This window comes from Nonomuraea phyllanthi (assembly GCF_006334985.2).
In the GTDB taxonomy this organism is placed as follows: Bacteria; Actinomycetota; Actinomycetes; order Streptosporangiales; family Streptosporangiaceae; genus Nonomuraea; species Nonomuraea phyllanthi.
On sequence record NZ_VDLX02000003.1, the window covers coordinates 138,967 to 157,478 of the forward strand.

Annotated in this window: 22 protein-coding genes; 13 read left to right on the plus strand and 9 right to left on the minus strand. The window is 71.1% G+C overall.

Annotated features, from left to right (window positions below):
* Nucleotides 1-113 precede the first annotated feature (113 nt).
* Nucleotides 114-737 carry a heme ABC exporter ATP-binding protein CcmA gene (ccmA, locus tag FH608_RS09585; protein ID WP_139630071.1) on the minus strand — a complete coding sequence of 208 codons (624 nt, stop codon included), beginning with the start codon at nucleotides 735-737 and terminating at the stop codon, nucleotides 114-116.
* Nucleotides 738-899: 162 nt separating this feature from the next.
* On the opposite strand from ccmA, the gene FH608_RS09590 reads away from it, so the two are divergent.
* Nucleotides 900-1,142 carry a hypothetical protein gene (locus FH608_RS09590; protein ID WP_139630072.1) on the plus strand — a complete coding sequence of 81 codons (243 nt, stop codon included), beginning with the start codon at nucleotides 900-902 and terminating at the stop codon, nucleotides 1,140-1,142.
* A 103-nt stretch (nucleotides 1,143-1,245) separates the two neighbouring features.
* Here the strand turns inward: FH608_RS09590 and FH608_RS09595 are convergent, their stop codons facing one another.
* The 3 genes from FH608_RS09595 to FH608_RS09605 all read right to left on the minus strand — a co-directional run bounded on the left by FH608_RS09595 (nucleotide 1,246) and on the right by FH608_RS09605 (nucleotide 4,358).
* Entirely contained in the window at nucleotides 1,246-1,980 is a 735-nt protein-coding gene (locus tag FH608_RS09595) for a response regulator transcription factor (RefSeq protein ID WP_139630073.1), read from the minus strand.
* A 454-nt stretch (nucleotides 1,981-2,434) separates the two neighbouring features.
* On the minus strand, nucleotides 2,435-3,871 hold the full coding sequence (locus tag FH608_RS09600; RefSeq protein ID WP_226899308.1) for a sensor histidine kinase: 1,437 nt from the start codon (nucleotides 3,869-3,871) through the stop codon (nucleotides 2,435-2,437).
* 4 nt (nucleotides 3,872-3,875) lie between these two features.
* On the minus strand, nucleotides 3,876-4,358 hold the full coding sequence (locus tag FH608_RS09605; RefSeq protein ID WP_139630075.1) for a hypothetical protein: 483 nt from the start codon (nucleotides 4,356-4,358) through the stop codon (nucleotides 3,876-3,878).
* 128 nt (nucleotides 4,359-4,486) lie between these two features.
* Between FH608_RS09605 and FH608_RS09610 the strand changes: the two genes are divergently transcribed.
* The gene (locus tag FH608_RS09610) at nucleotides 4,487-5,164 is read left to right on the plus strand and encodes an MOSC domain-containing protein (protein ID WP_139630076.1); all 678 of its coding nucleotides are present in this window, start codon (nucleotides 4,487-4,489) and stop codon (nucleotides 5,162-5,164) included.
* Nucleotides 5,165-5,212: 48 nt separating this feature from the next.
* Nucleotides 5,213-6,433, plus strand: coding sequence for a radical SAM family heme chaperone HemW (gene hemW / locus FH608_RS09615; protein WP_139630077.1), 1,221 nt, complete (start codon nucleotides 5,213-5,215; stop codon nucleotides 6,431-6,433).
* Here hemW and FH608_RS51355 read toward each other — a convergent pair.
* From FH608_RS51355 to FH608_RS09635, 3 genes are read right to left on the minus strand one after another with little or no spacing between them, the layout of a single operon-like run.
* Nucleotides 6,430-7,236, minus strand: coding sequence for a DUF4870 domain-containing protein (locus tag FH608_RS51355; protein WP_193318324.1), 807 nt, complete (start codon nucleotides 7,234-7,236; stop codon nucleotides 6,430-6,432). The two genes, hemW and FH608_RS51355, sit on opposite strands and share 4 nt — an antisense overlap.
* Nucleotides 7,233-8,042 carry a DUF3097 domain-containing protein gene (locus tag FH608_RS09630; RefSeq protein WP_139630079.1) on the minus strand — a complete coding sequence of 270 codons (810 nt, stop codon included), beginning with the start codon at nucleotides 8,040-8,042 and terminating at the stop codon, nucleotides 7,233-7,235. Before FH608_RS09630 ends, FH608_RS51355 begins: the two co-directional genes overlap by 4 nt.
* A gap of 17 nt (nucleotides 8,043-8,059) precedes the next feature.
* Nucleotides 8,060-8,527: a hypothetical protein gene (locus tag FH608_RS09635; RefSeq protein ID WP_226899225.1), complete on the minus strand. Its 468-nt coding sequence runs from the start codon at nucleotides 8,525-8,527 to the stop codon at nucleotides 8,060-8,062.
* A gap of 529 nt (nucleotides 8,528-9,056) precedes the next feature.
* On the opposite strand from FH608_RS09635, the gene hrcA reads away from it, so the two are divergent.
* Genes hrcA through FH608_RS09655 form a run of 3 tightly spaced genes read left to right on the plus strand, consistent with a single transcriptional unit; the run spans nucleotide 9,057 to nucleotide 11,948 of the window.
* Entirely contained in the window at nucleotides 9,057-10,070 is a 1,014-nt protein-coding gene (hrcA, locus tag FH608_RS09645) for a heat-inducible transcriptional repressor HrcA (RefSeq protein WP_139630080.1), read from the plus strand.
* Between the two features lie 11 nt (nucleotides 10,071-10,081).
* Nucleotides 10,082-11,221, plus strand: coding sequence for a molecular chaperone DnaJ (dnaJ, locus tag FH608_RS09650; protein WP_139630081.1), 1,140 nt, complete (start codon nucleotides 10,082-10,084; stop codon nucleotides 11,219-11,221).
* Nucleotide 11,222: 1 nt separating this feature from the next.
* Nucleotides 11,223-11,948, plus strand: coding sequence for a 16S rRNA (uracil(1498)-N(3))-methyltransferase (locus FH608_RS09655; protein WP_139630082.1), 726 nt, complete (start codon nucleotides 11,223-11,225; stop codon nucleotides 11,946-11,948).
* Between the two features lie 56 nt (nucleotides 11,949-12,004).
* Here the strand turns inward: FH608_RS09655 and FH608_RS09660 are convergent, their stop codons facing one another.
* The gene (locus tag FH608_RS09660; RefSeq protein ID WP_139630083.1) at nucleotides 12,005-12,673 is read right to left on the minus strand and encodes a hypothetical protein; all 669 of its coding nucleotides are present in this window, start codon (nucleotides 12,671-12,673) and stop codon (nucleotides 12,005-12,007) included.
* On the minus strand, nucleotides 12,670-13,182 hold the full coding sequence (locus tag FH608_RS09665) for a SigE family RNA polymerase sigma factor (protein ID WP_139630412.1): 513 nt from the start codon (nucleotides 13,180-13,182) through the stop codon (nucleotides 12,670-12,672). Before FH608_RS09665 ends, FH608_RS09660 begins: the two co-directional genes overlap by 4 nt.
* A 279-nt stretch (nucleotides 13,183-13,461) precedes the next feature.
* Here FH608_RS09665 and FH608_RS09670 point away from each other — a divergent pair, with 279 nt between their 5' ends.
* From FH608_RS09670 to FH608_RS09700, 7 genes are all read left to right on the plus strand, one after another.
* Nucleotides 13,462-13,806 (plus strand): histidine triad nucleotide-binding protein, encoded by a 345-nt coding sequence (locus tag FH608_RS09670; RefSeq protein ID WP_139630084.1) that lies wholly within the window; start codon nucleotides 13,462-13,464, stop codon nucleotides 13,804-13,806.
* 91 nt (nucleotides 13,807-13,897) lie between these two features.
* Nucleotides 13,898-14,938, plus strand: a complete 1,041-nt coding sequence (locus FH608_RS09675) for a PhoH family protein (RefSeq protein ID WP_139630085.1) — start codon at nucleotides 13,898-13,900, stop codon at nucleotides 14,936-14,938.
* Nucleotides 14,935-15,411 carry an rRNA maturation RNase YbeY gene (gene ybeY / locus FH608_RS09680; RefSeq protein WP_139630086.1) on the plus strand — a complete coding sequence of 159 codons (477 nt, stop codon included), beginning with the start codon at nucleotides 14,935-14,937 and terminating at the stop codon, nucleotides 15,409-15,411. Before FH608_RS09675 ends, ybeY begins: the two co-directional genes overlap by 4 nt.
* Nucleotides 15,408-16,706, plus strand: a complete 1,299-nt coding sequence (locus FH608_RS09685; RefSeq protein ID WP_139630087.1) for a hemolysin family protein — start codon at nucleotides 15,408-15,410, stop codon at nucleotides 16,704-16,706. Before ybeY ends, FH608_RS09685 begins: the two co-directional genes overlap by 4 nt.
* A 338-nt stretch (nucleotides 16,707-17,044) precedes the next feature.
* Nucleotides 17,045-17,683, plus strand: a complete 639-nt coding sequence (locus FH608_RS09690; RefSeq protein WP_139630088.1) for a sensor domain-containing protein — start codon at nucleotides 17,045-17,047, stop codon at nucleotides 17,681-17,683.
* Between the two features lie 10 nt (nucleotides 17,684-17,693).
* Complete coding sequence (locus FH608_RS09695; RefSeq protein WP_139630089.1) at nucleotides 17,694-18,011, plus strand: cytidine deaminase; 318 nt, start codon at nucleotides 17,694-17,696, stop codon at nucleotides 18,009-18,011.
* Between the two features lie 2 nt (nucleotides 18,012-18,013).
* Nucleotides 18,014-18,496, plus strand: coding sequence for an NUDIX domain-containing protein (locus FH608_RS09700; RefSeq protein ID WP_139630090.1), 483 nt, complete (start codon nucleotides 18,014-18,016; stop codon nucleotides 18,494-18,496).
* Nucleotides 18,497-18,512 lie beyond the last annotated feature (16 nt).

Sequence of the window (18,512 nt, forward strand, 5' to 3'; positions counted from 1 at the left end):
GCGCCGAGCCGGGACGCGAGCCATCAAGTGGCGGGCCATCAAGTGGCGGGCCATCAAGGGGCGGGCCATCGGGCTGCGGGCCGTCACGCGGCGATGGGTTGGGATTTGTGGCGTCATGCGGCGACTCCGGACGGGGAGACCTGGCGGGAGCGGGCGGCCAGGCCGGGGTCGTGCGTGGCCATGACCACCGTGCCGCCCTCAGCCGCGTAATCGGCGAGCAGATCCCCGAGCCGTACCCGGAAGTCGGCGTCAAGCCCGCGCTCGGGCTCGTCCAGCAGCAGCAACGCGCTGGGCCTGAGCAGCGTGGCGGCCAGGGACAGCCGCTGCCGCTGGCCGGTGGACAGGTTCAGAGGGACCGAGTCGCCCCGTTCCACCAGGGCGAACATCTCCATCGCCGCATCGACCGTCATGCGCGCCCGCGCGTGGACGGCTCCCATCAGCTCCAGGTGCTCGCGCGCGGTGAGCCCCGGATACCAGGCCGGTTCGTCGGTCAGCAGTGCGACCCGGCTCCAGAACGCGGCGTCGTCGGCGGGCGGCTCCCCGAACACCCGCACCTCACCCGAGGTGGCAGGCTGGAGCCCGGCCAGGCAGCGCAGCAGGGTCGACTTGCCCGACCCGTTGGGGCCCACCACCGCCACGATCTCGCCGGTCGACACGGTCAGGTCCATGTCGCGCAGTACGGGATTGCCGCCGAGCTCGACCGTTAGACCGGCCACGTTGATGATCGAGTCGTACACCGTTCGAGCGTACCCATTCCCCGAGACCGCCGTGGCGGCCGGGGTTCGCGAAGCTTTTCTGTCGGTGCCGTCGCCTACCTTCTATTCCGAACACCAGTGCTACTGGAGGGTGACGTGATTGCTTCTGAGCGATTCGAGCGTGCCGCCGTGTTGGGGGTCGCTGTGGCTGAGGAGACTCGACGGCTGCTGAGGCTCCACCTGGCTCCCGGCGAGGAGGCGGACGACGGCACGGTGCTCGTCGATGTGCCCTATCCCGATGCGGCGGTGGTGGCGGCGCTGCTCGACGTGGCGGCGGAGTGCTTCGGCGAACGGGGTGACTCGGTGGAGGAGACCCGGCAGGCGGCGTTGGAGACGTTGTTACAGCTGGCGGGCCTCGACGGCGAGTCCCCGCTCAACACAGGCTGACCGGCGGGCCCCACCCCGCCCGCACCGGCACCCGGGCTCGCCGGCCGGGAGCGGTTGACCTGGTGGTCGGCGGCAGCCCGGGCTCCCACCTGTGCTGGATGGTTCAGTGCGGGCGAGCTATGCCGTGGCGGAACGCGTAGGTGACCGCCTGCGCCCGATCCCGTAGGTGTGCCTTGGCGAAGAGGTTGTTGATGTGGGTCTTGACGGTGGCCTCGGTGATGTGGAGGCGCGCGGCGATCTCGGCGTTCGAGAGGCCGTCGGCGATGAGAGCGAGCACCTCGCCCTCACGCCGGGTCAAACCGTTCGGAAGATCACCATGCCCTGGAGCCGCCGGGGTGCCGGGCATTTCGGTGGAAGCGGGGTCGGGGGTTCGCGCCGGAGCGACAGAGGTCGCGGCCGGGACCGGGTGGTGAGGTGGAGAGGCCGACATGGTGTCCAGGAGGCGGCGTTGGACGGTGGGGTCGAGTTGGGCGTCGCCGCGCATCACCGTGGCGACGGCTCTGGCGATGTCGTCGGAATCCGCGTCCTTGGTGAGGAAGCCGCGCGCGCCGGCCCTCAGGGCGGCGAAGACGGACTCGTCATCGGAGTACGTGGTGAGCACCACCACCTGGGTGCCCGGATACGCCGAGCGGATGCGCCGGGTGGCCTCGACGCCGTCCATGCGGGGCATGCGCAGGTCCATGAGCACCACGTCGGGGCGCTGCTCGGCGACCACGCGCAGCGCCGCCTCGCCATCGCCGGCCGCGCCGACCACCTCGATCCCGGGCAGCAGCCCGAGCACCAGCACCAGCCCCTCACGCACCACGGCCTGGTCGTCGACCACGATCACCTTGGTCATGACCACCGCTCCGAGCTTCTCAACACGGCAACACCGGTTGCCGCGCCGGTGGCAGCCGCACCACCGGCGGCGCTGGCAGCCGTCCTGGTGATGGCACTGGGAATCGCACCGGCAGCCGTACGGGCGGTAGCACCGGCGGCTCTGACGGCGACACCGGCAAGGGCAGCCACGGCGGCACCGGCACCAGCGGTTGCACTGGCAGCCGGACTGGTGGCATTGGCGCCGGCAGCTGCACTGGCGATGGAGTCGGCGGCTCTGCTGGCGGTGGAGCTGGCGGCTGGACCGGCGGCGGGATTGCCAGCCGGACCGGTGGCATTGGCCGCGGCAGCGCCGGCAGCTGCACTGGCGGTGGCACTGGCGACGGTGGAGGAGACGGTGGCGGTGGGGGCGATGATGGCCGGTCCAGAGGGGTTGCGGAGCGAGGAAGGGTTGGTGCGGGGCCGATGCGAGGGAGTCATGCCGGCACCTTCAGATGCACCAGGAAGCCGCCGTCGTGGTCGCCCGCCGACAGCGTTCCGCCCAACAGTTCGGCTCGTTCGCGCATGCCCACGAGACCATACCCGCCTCCAGGCGAGCCCTTCTCAGGGGAGGCCGGGTTGGTGACGCGCAGCTCGCACCAGACCCGGCCGAACTCGAGCTCGACCGAGGCCGGGCTGCCGGGGGCGTGGCGGCGTACGTTCGTGAGGGCCTCCTGGGCGGTGCGGACCAGCGCGAGCTCCGTTTCCGGCGAGAGGCGGTGCTCGGAGCCGGAGATGCGCAGCGTGCACGCCTGGTCGGTGGTGCTCTCGAAGTGTTCCGCGAGCGTGCGCAGGGCCACGGGGAGCGGGGGTGGGTCCTCGCGGAGTGCGGCCACCGCGCGTCTGGCCTCCTCCAGGCCCGACCTGGCCAGGTCGCGGGCGTTGGTGACCCGTTCGAGCGCCTCCACGGCGCGATCCGCGCGGAGCAGGAGCTTGGCGCCTTCCAGGTGGACGAGCTGGGCGGAAAGGGAATGGGCGAGGATGTCGTGGATCTCCCTGGCGATTCTGGCCCGTTCCGCGAGTACGGCTTCTCGTGCCTCGGCGGCTCTGGTGGCCTTGCGCTGCTTGGCGGCGTACGAGATGAGGAAGATCAGGCAGACGCTGAGGATGAGGGAGAGGTCCCTGGCGGGGTTGCCGACGACTTGGCCCGCGATGATCAGCCCTCCGACGGCCAGCACGCCGATGGGCAGCGCGTGCCGCAGGGAGAGGCGGGTCACGGCCAGGCTGACGCAGACGAGCAGGGCCGCGATCGCTGCGCTGCCCTCTGTCAGCGTGCTGAGGGTGACGGAGAGGATCACCGCCACGGCCAGGGCGATCATCGTGATGGGCAGCCCGACGATGAGACGCGTCCGTGGCGGCGGTTCCGGTGCCACCGGGGTGCCCAGGGAGTCCTGCCGGTCCGGCTGTTGGGCGGTCTGGGCGTCCAGTTGGCCCGGGCGCTGGTTGTCCTGCTCGGCCGGATGCGGGTTGTGCCGCTCACCGGGTTGTCGGTCGTTCTGGTGGTCCGGTTGGCGGGTGTCCTGCTGGTCGTGCCGCCGGTCGTGGTCGTTCGCGCCGCGGCGATCCGGGCTCGGCGCCTGCCGCGACCTCGGCAGGACAGGGAGACCCGCTGGAACCCATCGGCGCGGTCGGAGCCGGCGGGGGAGTGTGCGTGGCCGGCGGGTGGTGGCCGGTCGGCGAGGGCGGGCGGGGCGGCGTGCCGAGGCGAAGAGGACGGTGAGAAGCGTCGCGGCCAGTGCGGCGGTCATGAGGGTGATGGCCAGGGACGTGCCGGTCAGACCCGGCGCGGGGTTCTCTCTCACCTGGGCCATCACCAGCACCGCGATCATGCCCACCCGCAGCGCGGCAGGGGCGAGTCCGGAGGGCGCACGCATCACCTCACGACGGTATCCGGTGGCCCGCGGTGCCGGTGAGGGCGCGTCCACGGCGGGCGACGAGGTACGACTGGGCGGCGACGGTGAGGCCGGCGAACAGCAGGATCCCGCTGGTCGAGGGGGTCAGGCCGAGGGCGGTGCCGGCGAAGTAGAGGCCGGCGCGGGCCGCGACCGACAGCACCCACGCCAGCATGGTCAGGCCCGTGGCCTTCGACCAGGCGACGCCGGAGGCGTCCAGCCACACGCGTACGGTCGTGGCGCGCCACGCGCCGAGCCCCACCGCGATGGCGGCCTCCACGACGAGCAGGCCGATGCTGAGGGCGAGCTGCCCCGGCTCGATGAGCCCGCCGGTGATCAGACCCAGGATGATCATGGCGCCGCCGACGTAGAGGATGCCGGGCCTGGCCGTGGGACGGGTCCTCATCTGGCGGTAGACGATGAAGATCACGGCGAGGACGGAGAGGACGGAGATTTGTATCGCTTCCACGTCGCTGACCGTAGGGATGAGAGCCCCTCCGGCGGATCGGCCCGGGGGTTGAGAAGGCGGATCTCCACCCTGGGGTGGAGGCGAAATCGGGTCGCTGTTGGGCGTAGGTACGGGTTACCTTTCCCGATATGCGAGTTCTCTCGGTAAACGTCGGCACAGCGGTCGAGGCGGAATGGGCTGGAAGGCTGCGGCGCACCGCCATCGACAAGCGGCGGATCTCCCATCGCGTGGGAGTGCTGGCCAACGGGCTCGCCGGCGACGAGCGCGCCGACAAGGAGCACCACGGCTCGCCTGACCAGGCCGTCTACTCGTACGCGAGGGAGGACTACGACTGGTGGGAGCGCGAGATCGGGCGGGAGCTGCGTGACGGGCTGTTCGGGGAGAACCTCACGACCTCCGGACTTGATGTCACCGGCGCCGTGATCGGCGAACGGTGGCGGGTGGGCAGCGCCGTGCTGGAGGTGAGCGGGCCCCGGATCCCGTGCGTGGTGTTCCGCAACTGGATGGACGAGCCCGGGTGGGTCAAGCGGTTCACGGCGGCGGGGCGGCCCGGGGCGTACCTGCGGGTGGTCGAGCTCGGCGAGCTGGGCGCGGGAGACTCGGTGGAGGTCGTCTCGCGGCCCGGGGCCGGGATCACGGTGGCCGACTGGTTCCGTGGCCGCCACGGGGACGCGGACGCGCTCCGCCGCATCCTGGCTGTTCCCGGGCATGACGTGGAGTGGGACGCGATGGCCGAGAAAGTGCTGGGGCGGCGCCGGCCTGAGACCGGGCCTGCCGTCGGGGAACGCCCCGGCGCGGCGGTCTGAGGGGCCGGCGCGTGAGGAGCACTCGCGGATGACCGGCACACTGGAAGCGTGCCATCCACCCTGCCTGACGGCGACCCCGCGCCCGCCTCGGGCGAGCTGCCCGACAGCGCCCTGAGGGGGCTGGGCGAGCGTCCGTTCGGCTTCTACGTGCACGTGCCGTTCTGCGTGACGCGCTGCGGCTACTGCGACTTCAACACCTACACCGCCGCCGAGCTGGGCCCCGGCGCCTCGCAGCGGGACTACGCGGAGACGGTCGTCGAGGAGATACGCCTCGCGCGCCGCGTCCTGGGCGAGGCCGCGCCGCCGGTGGAGACGGTGTTCTTCGGCGGCGGCACCCCCACGCTGCTGCCCCCCGAGGACCTCGCGAGGATCCTGGCGGCGATTGACTCGGAGTTCGGGCTGCGGCCGGGGGCCGAGGTGACCACCGAGGCCAACCCCGAGTCGGTGGATCCCGCCTCCCTCGACAAGCTCCGCCAGGGCGGCTTCAACCGGGTCAGCTTCGGCATGCAGAGCGTCCGCGAGCACGTGCTCCAGGTGCTCGACCGCCGGCACACCCCCGGCAGGGCGGCGGCGGCCGTGGAGGAGGCGCGGCGGGCCGGGTTCGAGCACGTCAACCTCGACCTCATCTACAGCACGCCAGGCGAGACCGACGACGACTGGCGCGCCTCGCTGGCCGCCGCGATCGAGGCCGGGCCCGACCACGTGTCCGCGTACTCGCTGATCGTCGAGGAGGGCACCAGGCTGGCGGCCAGGATCAGGCGCGGCGAGCTGCCCATGCCCGACGACGACGTGGCCGCGGACCGCTACCAGATCGCCGACGAGCTGCTGTCGCAGGCCGGGTTCGGCTGGTACGAGGTGTCCAACTGGGCCACCTCCGATGACGCCCGCTGCCGCCACAACCTGCTCTACTGGACCGGCGGCGACTGGTGGGCCGCCGGGCCCGGCGCGCACAGCCACATCGGCGGCACCCGCTGGTGGAACGTCAAGCACCCGGCCGCCTACGCCCAGCGCCTGGCCGGCGGCGTCTCGCCCGCCCACGCGCGCGAGGTGCTCGCCGACGACGACCGGGCGGCCGAGCGGCTGATGCTGGAGCTGCGGCTGTCGTCCGGCTACCCGCTGGCGGAGGTGGCGCCCGCCGCGCGCCCGGTGGTGGCGAGCGCGCTGGCACGCGGCCTGCTGGAGCCTGGGCCGTTCAGGTCGGGGCGGATGGTGCTCACGTTGCAGGGGCGGCTGCTGGCCGACGCCCTGGTCAGGGACCTGCTGGTCTAGGTGATCAGGCGGATGGCGAACGGGTAGCGGTACTTCTGACCCTTGTTGGTGGCCATGGCGGCCTGGATGTGGAAGATCAGCGACAGGATCCAGACGACCGGCAGCAGCAGCGCTCCGATGAAGACGATCACGAGGATGCCGGCCAGGACATAGCCGATGAACATCGTGATCTGGAAGTTGAGCGCCTCCGCCGCCTGGTCCCTGACGTAGGGGGCCTGGTCCTTCTTCATCAGGTAGATGATCAGCGGGCCGAGCCAGGAGGCGAGCAGGCCGAGCAGGTGGGCGAGCATCGCCATGGTGGTGTCGTCGCTGCCCGGACGGGGGCCGAACCTGCCGGGGACGTACGGCTCGCCCGGGGGAGGTCCGGCGTACCCGTAGCCGGGCGGGGGAGCGCCATGCCCCGGCGGCGGGCCGTATCCCGGTGGGGGAGCGTATCCCGGCGGCGGGCCGTACCCCGGCGGGGGGCCGTATCCCGGGGGAGGAGGCTGCTGGCCGTACGCGGAGGGAGGCTGCTGGCCGTAACCGGGCTGGCCGTAACCAGGCTGGCCGTAACCGGATTGGCCGTAACCGGATTGGCCGGAGCCGGGCTGGCCGTAATCAGACTGGCCCGAGCCGGGTTGCGGGCCGTAGCCGGGCCGGCCGTAGTCCGGTGCGGAGCCGGGCTGCTGCCCGTACGGCTGAGGCCCGGAGCCCTGGCCGGGCGGGACGGGAGGCGGCGGGGCAGCCGGCGGCGGTACGGCGGACGGCGGGACGAAGCGGGTGGCGTCGTCGTCCGGCTGCGGCTGGGGCGGGTCCTGGCTCATGAGGCCTCCGTAACGAAGTCGATCAGTTCCTCGACCCGGCCGAGCAGCTCCGGCTCCAGGTCTGCGTACGTCGAGACGGCGCCGAGGATCCGCCGCCACGCCGCGGCGGGCTCCACGCGCCAGCCCAGGGCGGCGATCACGCCCTCCTTCCACGGCACCCCGCGCGGCACGTCGGGCCAGGCGGGGATGCGCAGCACGGACGGCTTGACGGCCCGCCAGATGTCGATGTACGGGTGCCCCACGACGAGCACGTCCGGCGAGGTGATCTCGGCGGCGATCCGGCTCTCCTTGGAGCCCGGCACGAGGTGGTCGACCAGCACTCCCAGCCGCCGGCCCGGCTCTGGCCCGAACTCCGCGACGATGGCGGGCAGGTCGTCCACGCCCTCCAGATATTCGACGACGACCCCCTCGACCCGCAGGTCGTGGCCCCAGATCTTCTCGACCAGGGCCGCGTCGTGCACGCCCTCCACGTAGATCCGGCTCTCCCTGGCGACCCTGGCGCGCAGCCCCTGGACGGCGATCGAGCCCGACGCGCTGCGCCTGGGCGCCGCCGGGGCGGCCGCCGCCGGGCGAACGAGCGTCACGGGCTTTCCGTCCAGCAGGAACGCGGCGGGCGCGAGCGGGAACAGCCGGCGCTTGCCGAACCGGTCCTCCAGCGTGACGGCCTCCTTGTCGCAGGCCACCACCGCGCCGCAGAAGCCGCTGTCGGCGTCCTCCACGACGAGGTCCGGCTCGGCGGGCACCTTCGGGATCTTGCCCTTGCCGGGCCGCCGCCAATTCCCCGCCAGTACATCGCCCTCGTACACACGGGGACCGTAGCAAATCACCCGCCTACCGCGAGGCGCTTACGCGCGCCGCTGCGGCGTACCAGGACGACGACCGTGGCGACGACGGCGATGAGCAGACCGGCGGCCGGGAGCAGGAAGAGCGCGGCCGTCCCACCGGCCAGGCCGGTCGCGGCGGCGGCCAGCTCGCGGCCCACGCCGTAGCGCACGTCGGCCTCCTCCTGGGTGGTGCAGGTCAGCTGGTAGTCGGCCTTGGAGGGGGCGTTGATCACGAGGATCTGCTCCCACACGATCGATCCGGACGTGACCGTCTGCCGGGCCGCGGGCCTGGCGAGCTTGGCCTCGCCGGAGATCTGGCACTCGAAGTGCACGGCCGTGTCGCTGGACAGGTAGACCGCCGGCTTGTTGGCCGGGTCGATCGGCACCGTCACGGTTTCGCCGGACGCGAACGTCTTGGTGGGGGCCAGGCTGTTCACGCTGTTCACGAGGCCCGTGCCGAACAGCACGACTCCGGCGACCGTGCAGATGAGGAAGACGCCCCAGGCCGGCGCGATCCACCAGAGGCGCGGTTTTATGGCTTTCGCGGCTATTCGTGGAGGGAATTGGGGTTGTGGGGCATATTGTCCGTACTGAGATGGTCCGTACTGAGGAGGTGGGCCGTACTGGGGCTGCTGGCCGTACTGGGGTTGAGGACCTGACTGAGGCTGCCGGCCGTACGGAGGCTGAGGACCTGATGGGGGCTGAGGACCTGACTGCGACGGTGGCTGCCACGAGCCCTGCTGAGGGCCGTAGCCTGGCTGGGCTCCAGGCTGCGGGCCGTGACCCGGCTGCGAGCCGGGCTGCGCGCCGTACGGCGGTGGCGGGGAATTTTCGTTCATGCCGGCAAGTGTGGTACTTGCCGGTTGTAAGAGGCTAGAAGCAGGGTTGCGACCTTGTGTTATCGCACCTTGTGGGTGAGAGCCGTACACTTGGCACTCAGGAACACCGAGTGCTAGACGGTTGGTTCCTAAAATGTCAGAGGCAGGAGGTGAGCACGTGCTCGACGATCGGAAGCTGGCAGTGCTCCGGGCCATTGTCGAAGACTACGTGTCCACCAACGAACCGGTGGGCTCCAAGGCGCTCGCCGAGCGCCACAACCTGAAGGTCTCCCCGGCGACGGTCAGGAACGACATGGCCGCGCTGGAGGAGGAAGGCTACATCACCCAGCCGCACACCAGCGCGGGCCGCGTGCCGACGGACAAGGGCTATCGCCTGTTCGTCGACCGGCTCTCGCAGGTCAAGCCCCTGTCGGGGGCGGAGCGAAGGGCCATCGAGACGTTCCTCGCGGGCGCGGTCGACCTCGACGACGTGGTCACCCGCACGGTCCGGCTGCTCGCGCAGCTGACCAGGCAGGTGGCGGTCGTGCAGTATCCGACGCTGACGCGCTCGACCGTCAGGCACGTCGAGCTGGTGCCGCTCAACGACCGGCGCGTCATGCTGGTGCTGATCACCAACACCGGCCGCGTCGAGCAGCGCGTGATCGAGCTGCCCGAGGCCGTGGAGGACGACCGCATCGCCCACCTGCGCGCGGTGCTCAACGCCTGCCTCGACGGCTGCGGCCTGAGCAACGTGCCCGAGCTGGTCGCCGACCTGCCAGGGCGGCTGCCCCACGAAGACCGGCCCGTGGTGGCCACGATCCTGTCGGTGCTGCTGGAGACCCTGGTCGAGCGGCACGACGAGAAGATCGTGTTCGCCGGCGCGGCCAACCTCGCGGGCGCCGACTTCGCGACCGGGCTGCGCGACGTGCTGGAGGCACTGGAGGAGCAGGTCGTGCTCATGAGGCTGCTGGGTGAGACGTCCGCAGACACACCATCCGCGCTCACCGTGCGCATCGGCTCGGAAAACCCCTATCTGCGGGGGACATCCATCGTCGCGACCGGATACGGTTCTGGCGACAACCAACTGGCCCGGCTCGGCGTGCTCGGGCCGACGAGGATGGACTACCCGGTTACCATGGGCGCCGTGCGCGCGGTGGCACGCTACGTCAGCCAGATCCTGGCTGCTTCATAAGAGGTCGATAAGTGGCAAACAGCGACTATTACGCCACCCTCGGGGTGCGCCGTGACGCCAGTCAGGACGAGATCAAGAAGGCGTACCGCCGTCTCGCCCGCGAGCTGCATCCCGACGTGAACCCCGATCCTGAGACCCAGGAGCGGTTCAAGGAGATCACGCAGGCCTACGAGGTGCTCTCCGACCCCAACAAGCGCCAGATGTACGACCTGGGCGGCGATCCCTTCGGCGGCGCCGGGGCGGCCGCCGGCGCCGGCGGGTTCGGCGCGGGCTTCCCGTTCAGCGACATCATGGACGCCTTCTTCGGCACCGCGACCGGTGCCAGGGGGCCGCGCTCGCGTGCCCGCAGGGGACGGAACGCCACCATCCGGGTCGAGCTGGACCTGCGCGAGACCGCGTTCGGCACCACCCGCGAGCTGGTCGTCGACACGGCCGTGCTCTGCGAGGTCTGCCACGGGGCCGGCGCGGCTCCCGGCACGCACCCCGACACCTGCGACATGTGCAGCGGTCGCGGCGAGATCTCCCAGGTCACCCGCTCCTTCCTGGGTCAGGTCATGACGTCGCGGCCATGCCCGCAGTGCGGCGGTTTCGGCACCATCATCCGCAACCCCTGCCAGGAGTGCTCCGGCGACGGCCGCGTGCGCACCCGCCGTACGATCAAGGTCCGCATCCCCGCGGGCGTGGAGGACGGCACCCACATCCAGCTCGCCGGCGAGGGCGAGGTCGGCCCCGGCGGCGGCCCGCCCGGAGACCTCTTCCTGGAGATCGTCGAGCGCGCCCACGAGATCTTCGAGCGGCGCGGCGACGACCTCCACTGCACCGTGCAGATCCCGATGACGGCCGCCGCGCTCGGCACCGTGCTCACCGTGGAGACGCTCGACGGCGCGGAGGAGATCGACGTACGGCCCGGCACGCAGTCGGGGCAGGTCATCACCATGTTCGGGCGGGGCGTGCAGCGTCTCAACGAGTCCGGCCGCGGCGACCTGCTGATCCACGTCAACGTCGAGACCCCGAGCCGGCTCGACCCCGCGCAGGAGGAGCTGCTGCGCGAGCTGGCCAAGCAGCGCGGCGAGGAGCGGCCGCCCGGCAAGTTCGCCCCAGGACAGCAGGGCTTCTTCTCGCGGCTGCGCGACGCCTTCAACGGCAGGTGACGTGACCGTTCCGGTCTTCCTGTCCGAGGAGCTGGACGGGCCCGAGCTGACGCTCGGCGGCCCCGAGGGGCGGCACGCGGCCTCCGTGCGCCGCCTGCGGCCCGGCGAGCGCGTCGACCTCACCGACGGCGCCGGCCGGGTCGCCGAATGCGTCGTACGCGAGGTGCTCAAGGACGCGCTCACGCTCGACGTGCTGCGCCGCCACGAGGTCGACCCGCCTCAACCCCGGCTCGTCGTCGTCCAGGGGCTCCCCAAGGGCGACAGGGGCGAGCTGGCCGTCGAGATGATGACCGAGGCCGGCGTCGACGCCATCGTGCCCTGGGCGGCCGCGCGCAGCATCGCCCAGTGGAAGGGCGACAAGGTCGCCAAGGGGCTGCACCGGTGGCGCTCCACCGCCCGCGAGGCGGGCAAGCAGGCCCGCAGGTTCCACCTTCCCGAGATTGCGGAGCCCGCCACCACCGCACAGGTCGGGCGGCTGCTGGCGGGCGCGGCGCTGGGGCTGGTGCTGCACGAGGAGGCGGCCGAGCCGCTGTCCGGGGTGGTGCTGCCCGCGTCGGGCGACATCGTGATGGTCGTGGGGCCGGAGGGCGGCGTCTCGGAGGAGGAGCTGGCCGGGTTCCGGGCGGCCGGGGCGGTGCCGGTGCTGCTGGGGCCCACGGTGCTGCGTACGTCCACGGCGGGGGTGGCGGCGGCGTCCGTGCTGCTCTCGCGTACGGGACGCTGGTGAAGGCGCGTACGGGGGCACGGGGAAGGACGCTGGTGATACCGGGGGAGAGCGCCGGCTCAGGGCGTCGTGTGCGAGGCGTCCACCAGCGGGCTGGACACGGTGGTGGGGCCTTCGGTGACGTCGCCGGACGGGCACTCCTCGACCGGGCACGTCGTGGGCTGCAACGTCTCCTCCGACGCCGAAGGCGAGGGTGAGGGCGACGGCGACGGGGTCGCCGAGGCCGAGGGACAGTCGGCCGGCGGTTCGGCCTCCTCGGCCAGGGGCGACGGGCATTCGATGGGGGTCGGGCTCGGGCTCGTGCTCGGGCTCCGAGACGGCCTGCTGGTCGACTCGGCCCGGTGCGGAGGCCGGGGCGTAGGGCTCTCGGGGACGATGGGGATCACGTTGGGCTGCGACTGCTCGCGCGTCGGCTGCCTGGGAGGCGGCGGCTCCTGGGAGCGGGTGGTGGAGGAGTTGGACGGGATCTTGGAGGTGTCGTTCTCGACCGGCTGGGAGTCGAGGATCTGCGTACGCAACTGCGGAACGGCCATCACGATCGTCCCCGCCACCAGGACGGCGCTGGCGGCGGCCGCACCCGCACGCCACCAGAACAGGTTACGGATCCCGCGCCGCTCGATGCGGGCGCGGATGATCTCGAGCCCGTCCGGCGACGGCACGACCTCGTCCGCCTCCGCACGGAGCGCACGGCGCAGCAGGTCGCCGTACTCGTCGGGGGGCTGGGTCATGACATCTTCTCCAGAACGGATCGCAATGCGGCCATGCCACGTGCGGTGTGGCTCTTGACCGCGCCCTTGCTGATGCCCATCGCGTGGGCGATCTCAGCTTCGGACAGATCACCGTAGTAGCGCAGAACCAGTGCTTCTCTCTGTCGGGTCGGCAGGGCTCGTAACGCCTCGATGACGGCGGAGCGTTCCAGCTCGCCGATGGCGCCGTTCTCGGCGCTCGGGGCGTCGGGCAGGCCCTTGGGAGCGTACTTCTCGACGACCGCGCGGTGACGCAGCACGGAACGGGACCGGTTGACGACGGATTGACGGAGGTAGGCGAGGGCCTTGTCGGGGTCACGCAGCCTACGCCACGCGCCATGAATGGCGACGAACGCGTCCTGCACGACCTCCTCAGCCGTCGCCATGTCTCGCACCAGCAACACGGCGAGACGCACCAACGACCGGAAGTGCGCGCTGTAGAGCGCGGTAACGGCCATGTCGGCGTCCCACCCGACCGGCGCCGCCCCCATCGACCTGTCGGCCAGAAGGGTTTCGGTGGTCACATCAGTGGGACGCGCGGCCTTCCGAGAGGGTTTACGCTCTTCCGGTTCTTGAGGTTTCCCCGGTTCGTTAGGGTGCATTTACCCAGTCGTGTCCTCGCCAGGTGGCGCTCGCCCGACCCTGAATCGTTCTTTTTTGCTGAAGTGTCGCACACTTACCCTAACCGCGTGGATCTTCCGGTGCACGACACAGAGGATTACCGATTGGCAACGGGTTACCCGCGCCGGACGCCTCGGTAAGGTGATCGGGTGAGCGATTGCCTCTTCTGCAGAATCGTCGCCAAGGAGATTCCCGCCGAGATCGTTTACGAAACCGGCAGGACGCTGGCGTTCCGCGACGTCAACCCGCAGGCACCCACCCACGTGCTGGTCATCCCGAAGGAGCACCACGCCAACGCCGCGGCGCTCGCCGAGGCCGACGAGGGGCTCGCCGACGAGGTGCTCAAGAGCGCCCACGCCGTGGCGGCGCAGGAGGGCGTGGCCGACGGCGGCTACCGCGTCGTGTTCAACACCGGGCTCGGCGCCGGCCAGACCGTCTTCCACGTGCACGCCCACGTCCTCGGCGGGCGTGACCTGGGCTGGCCCCCCGGGTGATATTGGGGGGAGCAATCGGCCTGGTCCCGGATACGATGGGCTCAGAAGAACACCGAAAGAGACCGGGAGGCATCAGGCCGCTGGCCTGCCCATGTCCGAACTACACGAATCCCGACGCACGGCACCTCCCACGCGCACTCAAGCCAAGGTGCTGATTCCGGACGAATACTCGATGGTCAGCCTCCTGGGCTCCCGCGACGAGCTGCTACGCGTCATCGAGGGCGCCTTCAGGGCCGACATCCACGTACGCGGCAACGAGATCACCGTCACCGGCAGCCCCGACGAGAGCGGCACCGTCGTGCGGCTCTTCGAGGAGCTGGTCGAGGTGCTCCGCAGCGGTGGCGAGCTCACCCCCGACGCGGTCGAGCGCAGCATCGCCATGCTCCGCATGACCTCCGACCGCCCCGCCGAGGTGCTGTCCCTCGACATCCTCTCCTCCCGCGGGCGCACCATCAGGCCGAAGACGGTCAACCAGAAGCGCTACGTCGACGCGATCGACAAGCACACGATCGTGTTCGGCATCGGCCCGGCGGGCACCGGCAAGACCTACCTGGCGATGGCCAAGGCGGTGCGGGCCCTGCAGGAGAAGCGGGTCAACCGCATCATCCTGACCCGCCCGGCGGTCGAGGCGGGCGAGCGGCTGGGCTTCCTGCCCGGCACGCTGTACGAGAAGATCGACCCCTACCTGCGGCCGCTCTACGACGCGCTGCACGACATGCTCGACCCCGACTCCATCCCCAAGCTGATGGCCGCGGGCACGATCGAGGTCGCGCCCCTCGCCTACATGCGCGGCCGTACGTTGAACGACGCCTTCATCATCCTCGACGAGGCACAGAACTCCTCGGCCGAGCAGATGAAGATGTTCCTCACCCGGCTGGGCTTCAACTCCAAGATCGTGGTGACGGGTGACGTGACGCAGGTCGACCTGCCCAACGGCACGGTGAGCGGGCTGCGGGTGGTGCAGGAGATCCTCGACGGCATCCCCGACATCCACTTCGCGCGCCTGTCCAGCGCCGACGTGGTGCGGCACAAGCTGGTGAGCGAGATCGTCGACGCGTACGGCCGCTACGACGCCACGCAGGCCGCCCAGGAGCCGAAGAGCATCCAGCACCGGGGGAAGCGGCGACCGTGAGCATCGAGATCAACAACGAGTCGGGCGTCGGGGTCGACGAGGAGAGTCTCGTCGCCCTGGCCGCCCACGTGCTCGGCGAGATGGGCATCAACCCGCTGGCCGAGCTGTCCATCGTGGTGGTCGACGAGGACGCCATGTCCGAGTTGCACGAGAAGTGGATGGGCGAGCCGGGCCCGACCGACGTGCTGGCCTTCCCGATGGACGAGCTGCGTCCCGGCGGGGGCGCGCGCGGCGACGCCGACATCCCCGCCGATCCGGCGCTGCTCGGCGACGTCGTGCTCTGCCCGCAGGTGGCCGCGCGGCAGGCGGAGGAGGCGGGGCACAGCACGGCCGACGAGCTCGAGCTGCTGTGCACCCATGGCATTCTCCATCTGCTCGGCTACGATCATGCCGAGCCTGAGGAGCACAAGGAGATGTTCGGTCTGCAGGCCCGGCTCCTGGAGTCGTGGCAGGAGGTGCGCGACTCGCGGTGAACGCCTGGTTGTTGTCGGCCATCGCCCTCGTGATCATCGGTGGCCTGATCGCCGGTGCGGACACGGCACTGACGCGCATCTCCAGGGTGCGGGCCGAGGAGCACGTGCGCGAGGGCCGGCGGGGCGCGGTGCGGCTGCAGGCCATCGTGAACGATCCGCCGCGCTATCTCAATCTGCTGCTGCTGCTCCGGTTGAGCTGCGAGCTGGTGGCGACGGTGATCGCGACGTTGCTGTTCATCGATCTGCTGCACGACCAGGGCTGGGCGTACTTCTGGGCCGCCGTGGTGATGATCGTGACCAGCTATGTCGTGGTGGGCGTGATGCCGCGCACGCTGGGGCGCCAGCACGCCGAGCCGGTCGCGCTGGCCAGCGCCCCCATCGTCTACGGGCTGACCCGCATCTTCGGCCCGCTGCCCAAGCTGCTCATCCTGCTCGGCAACGCGTTGACGCCGGGCAAGGGGTTCAGGGAGGGGCCGTTCACCTCGGAGGCCGAGCTGCGTGACCTGGTCGACCTGGCCGAGGAGCGCCGGGTGATCGAGCCGGACGAGCGCGAGATGATCCATTCGGTGTTCGAGCTGGGTGACACGCTGGTGCGCGAGGTGATGGTGCCGCGTACCGACATGGTCTACATCGAGCGGGGCAAGACGATCAGCCAGGCGCTGTCGCTGGCGTTGCGCAGCGGGTTCTCCCGCGTCCCCGTCGTGGGCGAGAACGAGGACGACGTCGTCGGCATGGCGTACCTCAAGGACATCGCGCGCAAGATCCACGAGTCGGGCGAGGGCGGCGGCAAGGACACTGTCGAGTCGATCATGCGGCCGGCCGCGTACGTGCCCGAGAGCAAGCCCATCGACCAGCTCATGCGGGAGATGCAGGCGCGGCAGATCCACATCGCGATCGTCATCGACGAGTACGGCGGCACGGCCGGGCTGGTGACGATCGAGGACGTGCTGGAGGAGATCGTCGGCGAGATCACCGACGAGTACGACCAGGAGGCGCCCCGCGTCGAGCCCATGCCGGACGGCGGGGTGCGGGTGACGGCCCGGATGCCGGTCGACGAGCTGGCGGAGCTGTTCGGCACGGAGATCGAGGTGGACGACGTGGAGACCGTGGGCGGTCTGCTCGCCCACGCGCTCGGGCGGGTGCCGATCGCCGGGTCGCAGGCGGAGGTGGCGGGGCTCACGCTCACCGCGGAGAGCCTGGCGGGCCGGCGCAACCGCATCAGCACGGTGGTGGCCCGCCGTAGCGAGCCGCCCGCGGACGAAGCCGCCCAGGCCGCGCCCGATCACTCCGCCTGACAGACCGGCGGACGGTCACTTATCCGGCGAGCGGGGGCGAACGCCGCAAGCGTTCTACAAGTCGTCTGCAAGCCGATCAGGGCACTCTCATTCCACGGGCATCCAGTGCGGTGGGTGTCACAAGGGGAAGCATCCGACCGCCGGGTGGGGTTCGCGGCGGAAGGATGCCCCTGGGGGGAACGACTGCGTCCCGGTCGGCGAGCCGGCTGAGACGCAGCTCGGCGTAAAGGGTGTTCTCATCCGAAAAACCGGATGGGAGCACCCTTTTTGCGTATTGGTGGAATCTTCGGTGGATTGCCGCATTCGTCGTACGGGGAGGTTGCGATCCAGGGGTAATCATGAAACGCGAGATCATCGCCGGCGGGCTGGTGGCCTGCGCCCTGGTGGGATGCGGGGGCGAGGAGACGGGGAGCATGCTCGACGCCCACGCCGTCGCCCAACTGCGCGAGGCGCTCAGCAAGGAGCCGCCGCTGCCCGACGGGTTCACGGCCAGGCCGGAGCAGGCGTGGCGGATTCCGTTCACGCAGGGCGACGAGAACTGCCGGGCCGTGCTGGCGGCCGTGGGAGGGCAGGCGCCGTGGCAGGCGCTGACGGCCCAGGCGGCGGTCAGCTACCGGGGCGACGGGCTGGGGGAGCAGGCCGGGGTCGGGGTGGCGCGGTACGCGGACGGGGAGGCGGAGGAGCACCTCGACGAGCTGGCCGACGCCATGGACTCGTGCCGCGAGCTGCGCACGCCCTCCGGCACCGACCTGCGCTCCCACTCGCTGCCGGTCGAGGGCCTGGCGGACGACGTGGCGGACGAGGCCGTGGGCACCCGGCTGCGCGGGCGGCTGAACGGCTACCCGTACGCGATGGACGTCGTGCTGACGCGGGTGGGCGACATGCTGGTGTCGGTGGTGCACACGGGCATGGATCACGTGGACGCCGCCCGCACCCGGGAGGTGGTCGACGCGGTCGTCTCCATGGCCAGCGCCTAACCTAGTGCCCGTGACTCTCGATCCCGAAGACAACAAGATCATCACCTTGGCCCGTGCCGCCAGGGCCCGCAACGAGGCGGCGGAGGGCGCCGCCGTACGCGACGAGACCGGCCGCACCTACTCCGCGACGAACGTGGCGCTGGGCGCGCTGACGCTCTCGGCGGTGCAGGTGGCGGTGGCCATGGCCGTCTCCAGCGGGGCGCGGTCCCTGGAGGCCGTCGCGCTGGTGAGCGAGGGCGCGCCGAGCGCCGCCGACGAGGCCGTGGCCGCCGAGCTGGGCGTCAAGTCGCTGCTCGTGGCCGGTCCCGACGGCACGCTGCGGGGCTGACCATGCCGATGTCGCCGTTCCTGGCGAGGTTGCGGGAGAAGGTCGGCTCCGAGCTGCTCATGCTGCCGTCGGCGGCGGGGTTCGTGTTCGACGAGGCGGGGCGGCTGCTGCTGGCCCGGCACGGCGACGTGGGCCTCTGGGCGGCGCCCGGCGGCGGCGTCGACCCCGACGAGCGGCCCGAGCACGCCGTGGTCAGGGAGCTGCGCGAGGAGCTCGGCATCGATGCGGAGGTGCGGGGCCTGATCGGCGTGTTCGGCGGTCCCGAGTTCCGCACCGTCTACCCGAACGGCCACCAGGTCGGCTACGTCATCGCCTGCTACGCCTGCGTGCTCGCCCCCGGCTCCGCCGGCCCCGAGCCCGACCACGACGAGATCACCGACTTCCGGTGGGTGCGCGAGGACGAGGTCGCGGAGCTGCGTACGACCACGTGGACGCCGGTCGCCCTGCCCGAGGCGTTCGCCTGGTGGCGTGCCCACACCTCCTGATGGTCCACAATGCACT